This is a genomic window from Peptostreptococcus russellii (assembly GCF_900110295.1).
Lineage (GTDB): Bacteria > Bacillota > Clostridia > Peptostreptococcales > Peptostreptococcaceae > Peptostreptococcus > Peptostreptococcus russellii_A.
Genome location: NZ_FODF01000002.1, coordinates 163373 through 180643, shown reverse-complemented (window position 1 = coordinate 180643; position 17271 = coordinate 163373). Strand labels below are relative to the sequence as shown.

Here is a 17271-nt window from a genome sequence, read left to right as displayed (position 1 = left end):
GGGGTGACTCCAGATGTTAAAAATGAATTTACAGCTTCTTGCATCTAAGAAGGGAGTAGGTTCTTCTAAGAACGGTAGAGATTCTATCTCTAAGAGACTTGGTGTTAAGAGATTTGATGGACAGGTAGTTACAGCAGGTTCTATCATAGTTAGACAGAGAGGAACTAAGATTCATCCAGGAACAAACGTTGGTAAGGGTGGAGACGATACTCTATTCGCACTTGTAGACGGTAAAGTCAAGTTCGAAAGAATGGACAAGAAGAGAAAGAGAGTTAGTATATATCCAGTAGAAATCGCTGAATAATGCAAGCTATAGAGCTATCAAATCTGATAGCTCTATTTTTATAAAAAGGATATAGAATTCTGCCTTTTAAAAAAGACTTCATACTTTAAGTGGAAATTTTGCAGTAAAGATTACTTAATTGGATATCTTTGTTAAAATATACTATTATAGAGTAAAGATTGTCGGTGGATTTTTAGAAGGTACGAAGCTTTTTTTAAAATTGCGCAGAGGTGTATCCTAAATCGATGCGTTATAGAAAATAGTTGAGAATTTTAGAGAATATATCTATAGTTTATAGTTTTGATATTCTATAGTTATAATAATTTGAAAAGGAGGTAGACACATATGTTTATAGATAAAGCCAGAATATTTGTAAAGGCGGGAAACGGTGGAAACGGTTCAGTGTCCTTTAGAAGAGAAAAATATGTTCCAGCAGGTGGTCCAGACGGTGGAGATGGAGGAAGAGGAGCTAGTATAGTAATAGTAGCTGACTCAGGACTTAGAACACTTATGGACTTTAAGTACAAGAAAAAATATGCAGCTCCATGTGGAGAAGACGGTTCAAAAAAGAATAGATCAGGTAAAAATGGAGAAGATGTAGTTCTTAAAGTTCCTGAAGGTACAATTGTAAAAGATGAAAAAACAGGTCTTATAATAGCGGATTTAAAAAATGACGGAGATAGTGTAGTAGTAGCAAAGGGTGGTTTCGGCGGAAAAGGAAACCAACATTTTGCAAATGCAGTTAGACAAGCTCCATCATTTGCCAAGTCTGGAACAGATGGAGAAGAAAGATGGATTGTACTAGAACTTAAGATGATAGCAGATGTTGGGTTAGTAGGATTCCCTAATGTAGGTAAATCTACATTTTTATCAGTAGTTACTTCTGCAAAACCAAAGATAGCTAACTATCACTTTACTACTCTTACACCCAATTTAGGTGTTGTAAAGACTAAGTACGGTGAAAGTTTTGTAATGGCTGATATTCCTGGTATTATAGAAGGCGCATCAGATGGCGTTGGCTTAGGTCATGACTTCTTGAGACATGTTGAGAGAACGAAGGTATTAATACATATAGTTGATATATCAGGGATTGAAGGAAGAGATCCTATAGAAGATTTTGATAAGATAAATGATGAACTAAAGCTTTATAATGAAAGATTGGCTACTAGACCGCAGCTTGTGGTAGCAAATAAGTCAGATATACTTTTTGATGATTCTGTATATGAAAAATTCAAAGAAACAATGACTGAGAGAGGTTATGAAGTATTTAAAATGTCAGCTATAACTAGACAGGGAATAGATGAAGTTATAGAAAGGGCAGCTCAGATACTAGATGAGTCAGAAGAAATAGAACTTGTTACAGAAGAAAATATCTATAGACCAGAAATGGATGAAGCCGAGGAAGGTCTAAAGATTGAAATTGATGAAGATGGAGTATATGTAGTTACAGGTAAAGAATTGAGAAGAATTCTTTATTCAGTTAACTTCGATGATATGGAGTCTCTACAATTCTTCCAAAGACAGCTTGAAACAAGAGGAGTATTCAATATGCTTCGTGAAAAGGGCATAGAAGATGGAGATACTGTAAAAATATACGAACTTGAATTTGAGTTCTATAATTAAAGGTATCATAAATAATACTCAAAAGTATTTTTGAATTTTTATTGCCAAAATATGAAAATATAGAGTATTTTTTATTAAAAAATGCAAAATAAGGTGTCATAAGTATATATGATACCAAAATAAAAAAAAGTAGAAGAGTACATTGTTTTTATTATTAAAAAACAAGGCTACTTTCAGTATATTAATTAGGAGGTAAAGTATGCTTAACGGAAAGAAACGTGCATATTTAAGATCAATAGCAAATACAACAAAGCCTACTACACAGATAGGTAAAGATGGTATTACAGAAGAATTTTTAGAACAGCTTGATGATCAGCTTAGAGCTAGAGAAATTGTAAAGGTAAATATCCTTGAAACAGCTGGTTTAGATACAAAAGAAGCAGCAAATGCAGTATGTGAAGCAATAAGAGCAGAATTTGTTCAAGCAATAGGAAGTAAATTTACTGTATATAAGAAAAATCTTGAAGAAACAAAGATAATATTCCCTGGACATGAGCAGGCAAAAGCTAAGAAAAAGGGTGAACCAAGAACAAATAGAGTCACAAAGAAGCAGGCAAGTTATGAACTAAAGAAAACAAGTGGCGGAATAAGAAATAAGGGAAAAAGCAAGAAGAAGTAAATAGAAAACAAATAAATTTCTGCAGCCTTTAATCAATCGATTTTAGGCTGTATTTATTTTATTTTTACGTAGCTATTTAAAAAAAATAGAAATACTCTCAAATTTTTAAAAAGAAAATAAAAATAAAAAACAACTGGAAACTTGGTAGAAATTTTCAAAAAATGATATAGATAATAAATAGTAAATATTGAATAAAGCTTTATAAATAGCCAAAGTAACATAAGTGCTTTATTATATACTATTGATTTAATCAATAGGACATATTTGAATAATTTACAAAAAAAAATAAGAAAAACTAATATAAGTATTGAAATTTTTCAAAGGTAGTATTATATTAGATACGTAGGCAATTTTCAGGCGATTAATTTATTTTCAGATGTTCAGGAAAATATTTTCTTAGCCTATTTGTCAATGCAAAAAGGGTGTTTGTATAACTCAATCGATTATATTAAAATTATATGTGGGTGTTTGTATAACTCGCGGAAAAAGGAGAATTTAAAATGGAAATGGAAAAGGTTACATTAGAAGATGTAAAAGAAGCAAGAGAAACTATCAAGGATATTGTCTTAAAGACTGACATTTTAGAAAATGTTAGATTATCAGAAAAGACAGGCGCTAGAGTTTGGTACAAGTGTGAAAATCTTCAGAGAACAGGATCATTCAAGATCAGAGGAGCTTGTAACAAGATTGCTCATCTTACTGAAGAAGAAAAGTCACATGGTGTTATAGCATCAAGTGCAGGTAACCATGCACAGGGTGTTGCTTTAGGAGCTAAGAACGTTGGTATAAAGGCTACTATATGTATGCCATCTACTGCACCAGTATCTAAGGTTGCAGCTACAAAGAGCTACGGAGCAGAAGTAGTTCTTCACGGAAATGTTTACGATGATGCACATGCAAAAGCAGTTGAAATACAGAGCAAGACTGGAGCTACTTTCTTAGAACCATTCAACGATAAGGAAGTAATCGCAGGACAGGGAACTATAGGTCTAGAAATATTTGAACAGCTAGACGGTAAGGTTGACACTGTACTAGTACCAGTAGGTGGTGGTGGTATCGTTGCAGGTATTGCTACAGCACTTAAGGGATTAAATCCAGATGTAAAGATTATAGGAGTTCAGACTTGTAATATACCATCAATGAAGGTATCATTTGAAGCTGGAGAAGTTAAGTCAGCATTTAATGATGTTACAATTGCAGATGGTATAGCAGTTAAGACACCTGGAGATTTAACATTTGATATAATTTCTAAGAAGGTTGATGAAATAGTAACAGTTACTGAAGAAGAAATAGCAGAAGCTATATTATTCATGATGGAAAACCAGAAGCTTGTAAGTGAAGGAGCAGGTGCAGTAAGTACAGCAGCTTTATTATCAGGTAAGTACAAGCCACAGAAGGGTGAAAATGTAGTATGTGTAGTATCAGGTGGAAACGTGGATATAAACACACTATATAGAATAATGAGTGTTGCACTTAAGAAGCAGGGTAGAAGATTAAGTATACAGGTTGAATTAGCAGATGAACCAGGTGCACTTGAAAAGCTTGTATCAATATTTGCTGAAAATGGTGCAAATGTATTAAGCATCAATCAGGATAAGCTTGCAGTTGGTAAGCATATCAAGAAGCAGATAGTAGAAGCAACTGTTGAAACTCAAAGCTTTGAACAGATTGATAGAATAAAATCTGATCTAATAGAAAATGGATTAGAAGCTTCTTATTTATAAGAATAAAATCATATAAACTAAGTTTATATATAAAATAAATGCAATAAACAAAACAACAATTTTAAAAAATACTAAAATAAAAAACAATTAATAAAAGACAATAAAAACAGTTAATAAATAATAAAAGAAACAACTTATATAAAAACATACAGATTTAAAAAATAAAAAACAAACTAAAAAGAAAACTAAGAAACAATTTAAAAATAAAAAACAGACTAAAAAGAGAACTAAAAAACAATTAAAAAATAATTAACAATTAAAGAAATTTAAAATACTTGGAATTTCTAAACAAAAAGGAAAATGAGCCATATATTTTGAAATGTTAGAAAAAAGGATATAAAACTTATTTTTTCTAAATAAAAAGAAGAAAATATGTTGAAATATTAACGGGTAAGGTATATAATAAATATAGATTATATATAGGAGGAATGGATTATGTCAGAAGTAATATTCACAAAGAATGCTCCAGCAGCAGTTGGACCATATTCACAAGCATTAAAGGTAGGTAACGTGGTATACTGTTCAGGTCAGATACCTCTAGTTCCAGAAACTGGTAACTTAGTAGAAGGAGATATAAAGGCTCAGGCTACTCAGTCATTAAAGAATGTTAAGGCTGTTCTTACTGAAGCAGGTGCAGATGTAACTAACGTTGTTAAGACTACAGTTTACTTAGCAGATATGGCAGACTTCGGTGCGGTTAATGAAGTATATGCTGATTTCTTTGGAGATCACAAGCCAGCTAGATCTTGTGTAGCAGTAAAAGAATTACCAAAGGGTGCAAAGGTAGAAGTAGAAGTACTAGTAGTTCTTTAATTAGATATAAAAGACGCTGTTTATCAGCGTCTTTTTTTTATTTTCAAAAGTTAATTATAATACTGTTTTGTTTGTATTATTTAGCTAGAGTTTTATTACCAGTTACAATGGAATACTATTTTTGGATGATTTTTTCTATATCGATGCTTTGTGGTCTAATAGTATTTTTAATTGTTGGAATAAGAGATATTATAAAATTGTATTCAATAAAAAAATTCAATAGTTCAAATGCTAGAATAGAGATTATAGGTGTGATTTTATTAATAATATCCATACTATTAATGATCTTAGGTTTAAATATTGAAAGTAGCCTAAGCTTATCATCTTACGGAAATATACTAGCATTTATTTCTATAGTATTGATAATATTTTCAGTTGTAAAATCTGCAAAAGAAAAATAAATATAATACAAATATAAGCATTATTTTAAATATAAGTTTTATAATTTTCAAGATATTTAAAAAATATTGTTTTGACAAAAGTAAATTACTGATGTATAATATTGGATATTGAAGGGGAGTAGCGATGTACTTTGTACATTCATTATTCGTCAGGACGGTGCTTTTGCACTCGGATATTGAACAAGGAATTTTAGCCTTGACAGCGAGACTTTCAGATAAACGGGCGTAGTTTATCTTGAAAGCAGTTGTCGGGCTTTTTTTATACAAAATATTAATATTTGTAACAATATTTTGTTAGATTTTATGCTTTAAATCAAGCTATGTATTATAATATATGTAGTGTAGTATTTGCTGAAATCAAATGGGTTAATTAATATATCAATTTAAGGAGGTAAGTATGAAACAAAATGAAAAGTTTTATATGATGAGTGTTGAAGACTCTTTGAAAACTTTAGAGTCAAAAAGAGATGGTCTTAGTAGTGAAGATGTAGAAAAAAGGCTTCTCGAATATGGAAAGAACGAACTTAAAGAAAAGGCAAGTGTGCCTACATGGAAGATCTTTTTAGAAAGTTTCAAAGATCCCATGGTAATAATCTTAATTGTAGCAGCTGTAATTCAGATTGCTACTGGTTCTATAATGGAATCACTTATAATATTCCTTGTTCTTATATTAAATGCAATACTAGGAACTGTTCAAACAAAGAAAGCTGAATCTTCTATTAACAGCTTAAAGCAGATGTCTGTTCCTGACGCCAAGGTTTTGAGAAATGGCGAAAAGTTAACTATATCTTCTACAGAAGTCGTTCCTGGTGATATAGTTCTTTTGGAAGCTGGAGATTATGTTCCAGCAGACGGAAGATTAATAGAAGCAGAATCTTTAAAGATTGTTGAAGGTATGCTTACAGGTGAGTCTGAACCCGCAGAAAAAAATACAGATATAATAGGGGAAGAATGTACAGTTGGTGACAGAAAGAATATGGTCTACTCAACTTCTATGGTTGTAAATGGTAGAGCAACTTATCTCTGTACAGGAACTGGAATGAATACAGAAATAGGTAAAATTGCTGATTTACTTGAAAATACTGATGCAAAGCAGACTCCACTTCAGTCTAATATAGAAGTATTTTCAAAAAAGCTTGGAATTGCAATCGTTGCAATATGTATATTTATATTTGCAATAGAAGTATTTAGAGCATTTACACATGGAGATGGTCAAAACATAAAAGAAGTTGTTTTAAGTTCATTTATGTTTGCAGTGGCTATAGCTGTTGCTGCTATTCCAGAAGCCCTATCCTCTATTGTTACAATAGTTCTTTCTGCTGGAACAAAGACTATGTCTAAGAAAAATTCAATTATTAGAAAGCTTCCTGCAGTAGAAACATTGGGTTCAACATCAGTAATATGTACAGATAAGACAGGTACTCTTACTATGAACAAAATGACAGCTGTTGAATATTATACATGTCCAAATGAAAATAAGGGTGTAGCTACCTCTAAGAAGGTAGAAGAAAGCAATAGATTAGAAAGTATTGATTTTGAAAATTTAGATTCAGAAATAATGCTTAACTTTGCCGCAGCCCTTTGCAATGATTCTATTGTAAATGAAGATGGCAAGGAAATAGGTGATCCGACAGAAGTTGCTTTGACAGTATTTGCAGATAAAAAAGGATATATTACAAATAGAGTTAGAGAAAAATATAAAAGACTTCAAGAAATACCTTTTGACTCTGATAGAAAGCTAATGTCTACAGTTCATAATATTAATGGAAAAAATATTATGTTTACAAAAGGGGCTCCAGATATTTTAATATCTAGATGTGAAAATGTTCTATTAGGTGATAAAGTAATTAAGATGACTAAAGATATCGAAAAGGATATAAGAGATCAAAATGAAGTATATTCAAACAAGGCATTGAGAGTTTTGGCGTTTGGATATAAGGAAATAGAAGATGGAGTTTTAATAGACCTTGATTCTGAAAATAATTTCGTATTTATAGGTTTGATAGCTATGATAGACCCTCCTAGAGAAGAAGTTATCCATGCTGTTCATAAGGCGAAATTAGCCGGTATAAAGCCTATAATGATTACAGGAGATCATAAGACAACAGCAGTAGCAATAGCTAAAGAAATTGGAATCTTTGAAGATGGTGATATTGCCTACACTGGTAATGAGTTAGATAAGATAGATGATGATGAATTAGATAGAGAACTTGAAAAAATAAGCGTATATGCTAGAGTTTCTCCTCAAAATAAAATAAGAATAGTATCCGCTTGGCAGAAAAAGAATAAAGTAACAGCAATGACTGGTGATGGTGTCAATGATGCTCCAGCCCTTAAAAATGCTGATATAGGTATAGGTATGGGAAGTGGTACAGAAGTTGCAAAAGACGCTTCTGCAATGGTATTAATGGATGATAACTTTGCAAGTATAATAGATGCGGTAGAAGTAGGTAGAACAGTTTATAGTAATATCAAAAAATCTATTACATACTTATTCTCTGGAAACCTTGGTGCAATAATTTCCATATTATTTGCAGTGTTTGCAGATTGGTCAAATCCATATACGGCACTTCAGCTTATATTTATAAATATGGTAAATGACTCACTACCTGCAATAGCTTTAGGAATGGAAAAGCCAGAAGAAGGAATAATGAATATTCCTCCTAGAGAAAAGAATGAAGGTTTACTAGGTGGTGGAACACTTCAGGCAATTCTTTCTAGAGGTATATTTGTTGGTATAGCTGCCATAATAGCACAGTTCATAGGAATGAAGATATCAAATGAAATGGGCGTAGCAATGGCATTTACGACACTTCTTCTTTCTAGAACTCTTCAGACATTTGCATGTAGATCCGATTTTAGAAATGCATTTGCAATAGGCTTCTTTTCAAATAAGTTTGTAATATATGCTGTTTTAGTATGTTTATCACTTTTAGGAATCGTAATGATACCAGCAGTGAGACCTATATTTGCAATACCAGCAGCATATTCAATGAAGGAATTTGGAATATCAGTTTTACTAGCAATTATTTCTGTAATATGTATGGAAATAACAAAGACATTAAGAAATAAAAAAATAAATTCAGCAAAGTAATCTAAAAAATGGATTGAGTACTTTGAATGAAAAATTATAATAAAATAGGAAAAGCTCAGTTTTTTAGTAGATATAGATATAGCCTACTATATAAAAACTGGGCTTTTTATATTAGAGGGTTTTATATATAAGAATAAATTCAAAATAATAATAGGTATGGAAGAATCGGCTTTAAATATGAGAATTATTAAATGATAAAAATTATCAATAAATTGTTGACAAAAAATAAAAAATAATATATTCTATTAACAAGGATGATAATTATTATCAACTAACAACAGGATTGTGTTTGAATAAAATTTCTTTAGTCCAAGGAATTTTGAGTACGTGATATTTAATTTGGAGGTAGAAAATGAGTTTATTAGTAATAGGTGGTCATGAAAGAATGGAGAAAGATTATTACAAATTAGCTAAGAGCAGAGGCTATAAGACAAAAGTTTATACTACAATGTCTAGTAAGGTGAAAAATTCTATAGGAAGTCCAGATGCTATAGTAATATTCACATCTACAGTATCACACAAAATGACAAAAACAGTAGAGTCTCAGGCAAAGAAAAGGTCTATTCCGATTATAAGACACAAAAACAGTAGCAAAGTAGCTTTTAATCAATGTCTTGAAAAGCTAGAATCATGTTTGGGAAACTGTTCAGAATGTTGTAAATGTAAGAATTAGTAAAGAATATATTTAAAATAAATGAATAATAAGATATTTAGCTATATAATTTCTTATGTTTGTATTATTCATTTATAATTAATGTAAAATCAAGTAGTAAGTAATAAGTAGTAAGTAGTAGTTTAATATTTAATAAAAAAGAGACCAAATTTTTTATTTGGTCTCTTTTTGGAATTCAAATTAAGATTTTGACTCTTTAATTATCTTTTTTAATAGGAATTCTTTTTGTTTCCTGAGTAATATCATTTGTATTATTATTTTTATTTAAAGTTTTTGATTCATCTTCTTTTGCAATTATATCATCAACACTCATTTCTTTCTTTTCAGAAACTTCATTCTTTACTTTTTCTTTCTTAATGTTGATCTCTTCTTTATTAGAAGATTGTTTCTTATTTTTAGACTTTTTCTTTTCAGATTTTTTGTTTTTTTTCTTTTTGATATTATCTCTAATAATAGCTATTAATAAAATTAAAACAATCAATAGTATTAAAATTGGAACACCCCAAATAATTACTTTTGCTGGAATGAAAGTAACCTTTTCACTTATTTTCTTATCTAAGAATTTATAGAAATTACTATTTTCTATATTTTTAATACCATTAGAAGTAAACAAGTTAGAGAAGAAATCTCCTATTCCAGAGAAAATAGCAATAAATCCATTATAAGAATTTGATGCAGCCGTCTTTACTTTTTCTACAAATGAATCATCATTTGTTTTTTCATTTTCTTTGCTAGCATCTTTTTCTTTTGAATTTTCTTCTTTTTTGCTATCTTTCTTGTCTTCAGATTTAGCATTTTCAGTCTTTTTTTCTTCAGCATTTTTCTTTTCAGAATCTGTTTTTTCAGATTTATTCTTTTCTTTGCCGAAAGGAAGAAGACTCATTACATATTGTAAATAACTCTGTGAATCATTTTCTGCAATAAGACCTATACTTGAAACCATATTTCCATCATCAAAAATACTTACTGTACCTATTACATCACCCTTTTTAACAGGTAATTTAAGATTGGAGAAATTGAATTTTGTTTTGTAATCTTTTTTATCAACATTCTTATCTTTAGGAATAGTAATAGTATAGTCATTTGCAACACTGTACTTTATAGTAGATGGTTTGGCAAATTTGACCTTTTTTTCACCCTTTAAATCTTTCTTATTGAAAACAGTGACAGATTTGAAGTTATCAAAACCATAATCAAGAACCATTCTTGAATCATGGTATAAAGCTCCACCTGGCGCACCAAATACACCACAGATTAGTCTGCTTCCATTTTTTTGTGCAGTTGAAACTAGGCAGTTACCAGCATCATCAGTATAGCCTGTCTTTATTCCATCAACTATATCGTATTTAATAGGTATTTTTTTACCCTTATAATCGATATTATCTAAACTTGATAAAAACTTATTGCTATTAAACATTTGCCTATCAAGTTTACAATTATGTGACTTTTTGAAGTCTACTTCTTTCATAGCAACAATTTTTTTGATTATATCATTACCATATGCAACTCTGGAAAGATTAACCATATCAAGTGCAGTTGTATAGTGTTCTTCATCAGGTAGTCCATGAGGATTATGAAAATGAGTATGAGTAGCTCCATATTTTGCTGCTTCTTCATTCATAAACTTTATGAAATTATTTGCATCTCCATCTCCAAAATGTCTCGCGAGAACAAATGCAACGTCATTTGAAGAGTGTATAAGAAGCGCTTCTAGTAATTCTAAAACTGTAAATTTCTCTCCGTTTTCAAGATACATACTTGAGCCTTCTATTACTGGCATATCCTTTATTTCGATTACTTCATTTACATCTTTACATTTTTTTAAAACACAAAAAGCTGTCCAGATTTTAGTAGTTGAAGCTGGATAAATCTTTGAATCAGCATCTTTTTCATATAGAACTTTCCCGGAATTATAATCCATAAGTACAATATGCTTTGATTCCAATGAATCTAATTCAGATTTTTCATCTGCAAATATGCTAAGTGCTGAATTTGATAAAAAACTTAGACATATTGCTATTGCTGAAAAAATAGAAATAATTTTCTTTAGCATAATTCTAATAAAATGCATTGTACTAACACATCAGAATATAGTATTCAGTTTTATAATAATAAAATAAATTCTTTTAGACGTATTGTACGATGCATCAACCTCCTTTGCCTGATATATTTGAATATAGTTCGCAAAAATAGTATAACATATATTTTTATATTTTTGGTGGAGAATTTTCAAATTTATGCCTATATAATGATGTGGAAATTATATTCAGTTTAAAAATAAATAAATAAAAAGATGGAATAGCATAAAAAGGAGCGAAAAATGAAGGATGAGTTAAAAGAAAAGTTAAATAATATAAATAAAAGAAAAGCTATTTTTACTGCATTAATTATTTTAATAGTCTTATATAGATTAATATTTGGGTATACTGGAGGTATTTTTGAAAAAAGGGAGAAAATAAATAGTCCTCAAAATACAGAAGCTTCTAGGGTAGTCGATAAGGGAATAGAGAAAAAAGAAAATAATTCTAATGCTATTATCAAAAATGAGGAAAATAAAAAGATAACAGTATATATAAGTGGAGCTGTTGCTAATCCTGGAGTTATAACTATAGAAACAGACAAGAGGTTAGATGATGCAGTTAAAAAGGTAGGAGGTTTTACAAAAGATGCAGACCTTGAAAGGATAAACTTGGCGATGAAAGTTGAAGATTCACAGCATTATATAATACCTGAAAAAGGGGATGATTCACAGTTAACAGATAGTAAGCAGGATTTAAAAAGAGATAGTCAATTAGATGGAAGTCAATCTAATGATACGATGAAGTCTAACCCTAATGGCAGTTCTAATGGAAAAATAAATATCAATCTTGCGGATCAAATTCAACTGGAAACTATACCTGGGGTAGGACCTTCAACAGCTAAAAAAATTATAGATTATAGAGAAAAAGAAGGAAAGTTTTCTGAAGTGGAGGACATAAAAAATATATCAGGAATAGGAGATAAAAAATTTGAGAATATGAAAGAATACATTTCAACTCAATAAAGAAAGTTACTTTTATTATAGAAGATTTTTAATCTGCCTAAATATATACTTATATTAAGAAGATAAAAATATATAATTAATTACTGCTATAAATAAATTACAGTAAAAGTTTTTTATTAAAGAATATAATTCATAAAGCAAATAAAGACTATCTATTAAATGACTTGTTTAAAAAGACAACAATTTATAGAATTGATAGTTTATTTATGCTATAATATGTAATGTATATAATTATGTAAAATAACTGCTAGTTTGTTGATTTATCAATAGAATTTCAGATGTAAAAAAGCTGAAGTCTATAATAATATTATTAATAAATTAGTATTAAATAGTAGATTTTAAGAGGTAATTAGTTAATGATTGTTTCTTATGGGTACAATCATTGTTGTAAGAGGATTAGTGATTTTATGAAATACTTTCCTCTTTTTTATGTATTTTAATAATATGTTTAAGGAGATAATTATGGCAAAAGAATATATGAGATTAACAGAGATGACAAAGGCTGGAGGGTGAGCAGCCAAAATAGGACCAGAAGAACTGGCTTCAGTTCTTTCAAAACTCCCTGGAAACACAAGTGATAAAATGAAAAACTTAATGGTTGGACTAGATACTGCTGATGATGCAGCTGTATATAAGCTTACAGATGATAAGGCTCTTATACAGACTCTAGACTTTTTTACACCAATGGTAGATGATCCATATACATTTGGACAGATAGCAGCAGCAAATGCTCTATCTGACGTTTATGCAATGGGTGGAGAGCCAATAGTAGCAATGAATATTGTATGTTTCCCTTCTTGTCATGATATGGGAGTATTGGGTGAGATACTTAGAGGTGGAGCAGATAAAGTAAATGAAAGTGGATGCCTTTTGGTAGGTGGACATACAGTAGATGATAAAGAACCTAAATATGGTTTGTCTGTTTCAGGTATAGTTCATCCAGATAAGGTACTTGCAAATTCAACAGCAAAAGCTGGGGATAAACTTGTTTTAACAAAGCCTTTGGGAGCAGGTATAATGAATACTGCTATGAAGGCAGGGCTTGTTGATGAAGAAACATCAAATCATGTTATAGAAGTTATGACACATCTTAATAAATATGCAGCTCAGAGTTTTGATAAATTCCCTATAAATTCAGTAACTGATATTACCGGATTCGGGCTTTTAGGTCATTGTTTAGAAATGGCAGAAGCATCGGGAGTTACAATTGTAATTGATTCTAAGAAAGTTCCTACAATGAATCAAGCTCTTGAATTTTCAAGAATGGGCATTATACCAGAAGGTGCATATAAAAATATGGGATATGTTCAAGACGAAACATTTATATCAGAAGATGTAGAAGAGGCTCTTTCTGATATTTTTCATGACCCTCAGACATCTGGAGGTCTTTTGGTATCGCTTCCTGCAGAGTATGCTGATGATATAGTTGAAGATATGCTAAACAATGGGACAATAGCAGCAGCAGTGGTAGGTGAAGTGGTAGAAAAAAGAGATAAATACCTAGAAGTATATTAAGTTATAAAGACTTATTTTAAAATCTTTTATATTAGTATGGGAACTTAATAGGTTTTCAATATTTAAAATATGCTTTGTAAGCTGATTTATATACTTAGGTCAACTAAAATATGAACTTGGAGAAGAAGATAGTATGAGTGATAATAAAAGTAAAAGAGAATTGTTTGCAGTACTTCCGTCAGTAGATGAAGTACTTAGTGATAATAGAATAATAGAGCTTTGTACAAAGTTACCTAGAAATATAATTTTAGATTCAATAAGAATGACTATAGATAAGCATAGAAAAACAATAGTTGCTTTAAAGGATGAAGAAGTAGAAAGTTTTAATCTTGAAGAAGAAGACATAATAGTAGATAGTATAAGACTTTCTAAAAAATCATATGAACTGTCTTTAAAGAAGGTAATAAATGCTACGGGTATAGTTGTTCATACAAATTTAGGTAGATCTTTGCTAAGTGAAAATATAAAAGAAGAACTTTGGAATGCAGCGTCAAGATATTCAAACCTTGAATATAATATTGATGAAGGACACAGAGGTTCAAGATATAACCATCTTACTTCTATGATAAAGAGAATAACAGGAGCAGAAGATGTTCTTGTTGTAAATAATAATGCAGCAGCGGTTCTTTTAGTTCTTAGCACAATGGCTAGAGGCGGAGAGGCTATAGTTTCAAGAGGAGAGCTTGTTGAAGTTGGTGGTGCATTTAGAATACCAAGTATAATGGCATTAAGTGGTGCAGATTTAGTGGAAGTAGGATCAACAAACAAAACTCATTATAATGATTATGAAGATGCTATTACAGAGAATACTAAGGTTTTAATGAAGGTACATACAAGTAATTACAGAATAGTAGGATTTTCTGAAAGCGTAACTCTTGAAGAAATGAGAGAATTAGGTGATAAATACGATATACCGGTTGTAGAGGATCTTGGAAGTGGTGTATTTATAGATTTATCTAAGTATGGAATGAGTTATGAACCAACTGTATTTGACTCAATAAATAAGGGAGTAGATATAGTTAGCTTTAGTGGTGACAAAATGCTTGGTGGACCTCAGGCAGGTATAATAGTCGGCAAGAAAAAGTATATTGAAAGAATGAAGAAAAATCAGCTTACAAGAGCACTTAGAGTTGATAAAATGACAATAGCAGCCCTTGAAGCTACATTGAGATTCTATCTAGATGAAGAAAAGGCAATAAAGAATATACCTACGTTGAGAATGTTGACATACACTTATGAGGAACTCAGAAAGAAGGCTGATATTCTTTATAATACAATAAAGGCATCCATAAAAGAAAATAATTTAGATCTTGATCTTTCAATAGAAGATTGTAAAGGCCAGGTAGGTGGAGGGTCAATGCCAACAGAGGAGTTAAACTCAGTTGCAGTTGCTATTAAGCCAGGTGAAATGGGTGTAAGTCGTTTTGAAGAGAAATTAAGACTTAGTGATTCTCATATAATTGCGAGAGTCTACGATGATAAATATATCCTTGACGTCAGAACTATCTTTGAAGAACAGTTTGATGAAATTGCAAACGAAGTAGTGAAGGCTTTGGGAGGGGATAATTAATGAAACATATAGTAATAGGTACAGCCGGTCACATTGACCACGGTAAAACCAGTCTTATAAAGGCTTTAACAGGAAGAGAAACAGATACACTTGAAGAAGAAAGAAAAAGAGGTATATCTATTAATTTAGGATTTACATACTTCAATCTTCCTAGTGGTCAGTCAGTTGGTATAGTAGATGTTCCAGGTCATGAAAAGTTCATAAAAAATATGTTGGCAGGAGCATCTGGTCTAGACATGGTTATTTTGGTTGTAGCGGCAGATGAAGGAATGATGCCTCAAACTATAGAACATATAGACATACTTTCATATCTAAACATAAAAAAGGGACTTGTTGTAATGACAAAGTGCGATATGGTAGATGATGAAATGTTAGAGTTAGCTGAAGAAGACATTAAGGAAGGTCTTGTAGGAACGTTTCTAGAAGGCGCAGAAATTCTAAAAGTCGATTCTTTATCGAAAAGAGGAATAGCAGAGTTAATAGATAAGCTTGATAAAATGAGTTCAGAGGTGGAAGAAAGAAATAATAATCTTCCGGCAAGATTAAACATAGACAGAGTATTTTCTATAAAGGGATTTGGAACAGTAGTTACTGGAACGATTATAGAAGGAACAATACATGTTAATGATGAACTGGAGATATACCCTAGGGCAAAAAAGGCTGTTGTTAGAAATATACAGGTTCATGGAAATAATGAAGAAGAGGCATATGCCGGTCAGAGAACGGCGATCAACCTAGCTAATATAAAGGTAACAGATATAGAAAGAGGAGATATATTAGCAGCTCCAGACTCTCTTCTTGAGTCTATGATGATAGATGTTAAGATAAAACTTTTAAATCATGATGGTTGTAAACTTGAAAATTGGGATAGACTAAAGCTTTATCACGGAACTAGAGAGATTCTTTGTAGAGCAGTTCCCCTTGAAAAAGAAGAGATGAAGGCTGGAGATGAAGGTTTTGTTCAACTTAGATTAGAAGAAAAAATAGTATGTAAGAAGTTAGATCCATTTGTAATTAGAACATATTCACCTATGGATACAATAGGCGGTGGGCTAATAATAGATGTATCTAATGAAAAACATAGTATAAATAAATATACTCCAAAGTTAATTGAAGAATTGAAGATAAAAGAATCAGGTGACGACAAGTCTATACTTGAAGTTTATCTTAAAAACAATTCATCATCATTCCCTAAAATTCAGGATATGATGAGTTATGTAGGAGTATCAAGAGATAGAATAGAAGAAGTTATAGCTCAACTAAAAGAAGATGGCAAGGTTTTAGATATAAATAATAGAATTGTACATAAAGATTACTTTGATTTTATAGAAGGAAAACTTGTAAGGATTCTAGAAAAATATCATAAAGAGAACACTTTAAAAATAGGTATGCCTAAGCAAGAAGCTGGAAGCAAAGTAGATTCATCTTTTAAGGCTAAGGATATAGATGCATTTTTAGCTAGAGTTAAAGAAGACGATTTAATAAAGATACAAAACAATCAAGTATCTTTAAAAGAATTTGAAGTTAAGCTTACAGATGAACAAAAAAGTATAAAATTAGATATTGAAAAGAAATTAAAATCTATGGGTTATAATGATATAGCTACAATAGAAGAAATCTGTGGTGGGGACAAGAATAAAAAGGATGTTCTTGACTCGATGATCGGATCAGATGTTCAGCTGTTAGATGAAGAATATATCATTTCAAATGAACTTTATGAAAAGGCTAAAAAATCAATGTTAGATTTTCTAGGAAAGAATAGTGAAATGACTCTTGCAGAATTTAGAGATTTAATCAATTCTAGCAGAAAAATAAGTATGTTGATATTAGAGAGTTTTGATAAGGAAAAATTAACTAAGAGAGTAGAAAATAAAAGAGTCTTATATTAGCATAGAAATAGCAGAAGTTGAAAC

At 30.8% G+C, this 17271-nt stretch carries 13 protein-coding genes; 12 read left to right on the top strand and 1 reads right to left on the bottom strand.

The annotated features are described in order from the left end of the window. Positions 1 to 13 precede the first annotated feature (13 nt). The 8 genes from rpmA (at position 14) to BMY82_RS02185 (ending at position 9230) form a co-directional block, all read left to right on the top strand. Positions 14 to 304, top strand: coding sequence for a 50S ribosomal protein L27 (gene rpmA, locus BMY82_RS02220; protein WP_091974180.1), 291 nt, complete (start codon positions 14 to 16; stop codon positions 302 to 304). A 324-nt stretch (positions 305 to 628) separates the two neighbouring features. Next, on the top strand, positions 629 to 1906 hold the full coding sequence (obgE, locus tag BMY82_RS02215; protein WP_091974178.1) for a GTPase ObgE: 1278 nt from the start codon (positions 629 to 631) through the stop codon (positions 1904 to 1906). 199 nt (positions 1907 to 2105) lie between these two features. Next, positions 2106 to 2525: a YhbY family RNA-binding protein gene (locus BMY82_RS02210; protein ID WP_091974176.1), complete on the top strand. Its 420-nt coding sequence runs from the start codon at positions 2106 to 2108 to the stop codon at positions 2523 to 2525. A gap of 506 nt (positions 2526 to 3031) precedes the next feature. After that, positions 3032 to 4249 carry a threonine ammonia-lyase gene (ilvA, locus tag BMY82_RS02205; protein WP_091974336.1) on the top strand — a complete coding sequence of 406 codons (1218 nt, stop codon included), beginning with the start codon at positions 3032 to 3034 and terminating at the stop codon, positions 4247 to 4249. Positions 4250 to 4684: 435 nt separating this feature from the next. Then, positions 4685 to 5062 carry a RidA family protein gene (locus tag BMY82_RS02200; RefSeq protein ID WP_091974174.1) on the top strand — a complete coding sequence of 126 codons (378 nt, stop codon included), beginning with the start codon at positions 4685 to 4687 and terminating at the stop codon, positions 5060 to 5062. 107 nt (positions 5063 to 5169) lie between these two features. Beyond that, positions 5170 to 5463: a hypothetical protein gene (locus tag BMY82_RS02195; protein ID WP_180366700.1), complete on the top strand. Its 294-nt coding sequence runs from the start codon at positions 5170 to 5172 to the stop codon at positions 5461 to 5463. Between the two features lie 397 nt (positions 5464 to 5860). Further along, positions 5861 to 8557, top strand: a complete 2697-nt coding sequence (locus BMY82_RS02190) for a cation-translocating P-type ATPase (protein ID WP_091974170.1) — start codon at positions 5861 to 5863, stop codon at positions 8555 to 8557. Between the two features lie 352 nt (positions 8558 to 8909). Then, entirely contained in the window at positions 8910 to 9230 is a 321-nt protein-coding gene (locus BMY82_RS02185) for a DUF2325 domain-containing protein (protein WP_091974168.1), read from the top strand. Positions 9231 to 9426: 196 nt separating this feature from the next. On the opposite strand, the gene BMY82_RS02180 is transcribed toward BMY82_RS02185, so the two are convergent. Further along, complete coding sequence (locus tag BMY82_RS02180) at positions 9427 to 11283, bottom strand: D-alanyl-D-alanine carboxypeptidase family protein (protein WP_242938891.1); 1857 nt, start codon at positions 11281 to 11283, stop codon at positions 9427 to 9429. A 267-nt stretch (positions 11284 to 11550) separates the two neighbouring features. Between BMY82_RS02180 and BMY82_RS02175 the strand changes: the two genes are divergently transcribed. The 4 genes from BMY82_RS02175 to selB all read left to right on the top strand — a co-directional run bounded on the left by BMY82_RS02175 (position 11551) and on the right by selB (position 17247). Next, the gene (locus BMY82_RS02175; RefSeq protein WP_091974166.1) at positions 11551 to 12273 is read left to right on the top strand and encodes a helix-hairpin-helix domain-containing protein; all 723 of its coding nucleotides are present in this window, start codon (positions 11551 to 11553) and stop codon (positions 12271 to 12273) included. A 462-nt stretch (positions 12274 to 12735) separates the two neighbouring features. Beyond that, on the top strand, positions 12736 to 13788 hold the full coding sequence (gene selD / locus BMY82_RS02170; protein ID WP_091974164.1) for a selenide, water dikinase SelD: 1053 nt from the start codon (positions 12736 to 12738) through the stop codon (positions 13786 to 13788). Positions 13789 to 13921: 133 nt separating this feature from the next. After that, on the top strand, positions 13922 to 15358 hold the full coding sequence (gene selA / locus BMY82_RS02165) for an L-seryl-tRNA(Sec) selenium transferase (protein ID WP_091974162.1): 1437 nt from the start codon (positions 13922 to 13924) through the stop codon (positions 15356 to 15358). Continuing rightward, complete coding sequence (gene selB, locus BMY82_RS02160; protein ID WP_091974160.1) at positions 15358 to 17247, top strand: selenocysteine-specific translation elongation factor; 1890 nt, start codon at positions 15358 to 15360, stop codon at positions 17245 to 17247. The genes selA and selB overlap by 1 nt, the downstream gene beginning before the upstream one ends. Positions 17248 to 17271: the final 24 nt, after the last annotated feature.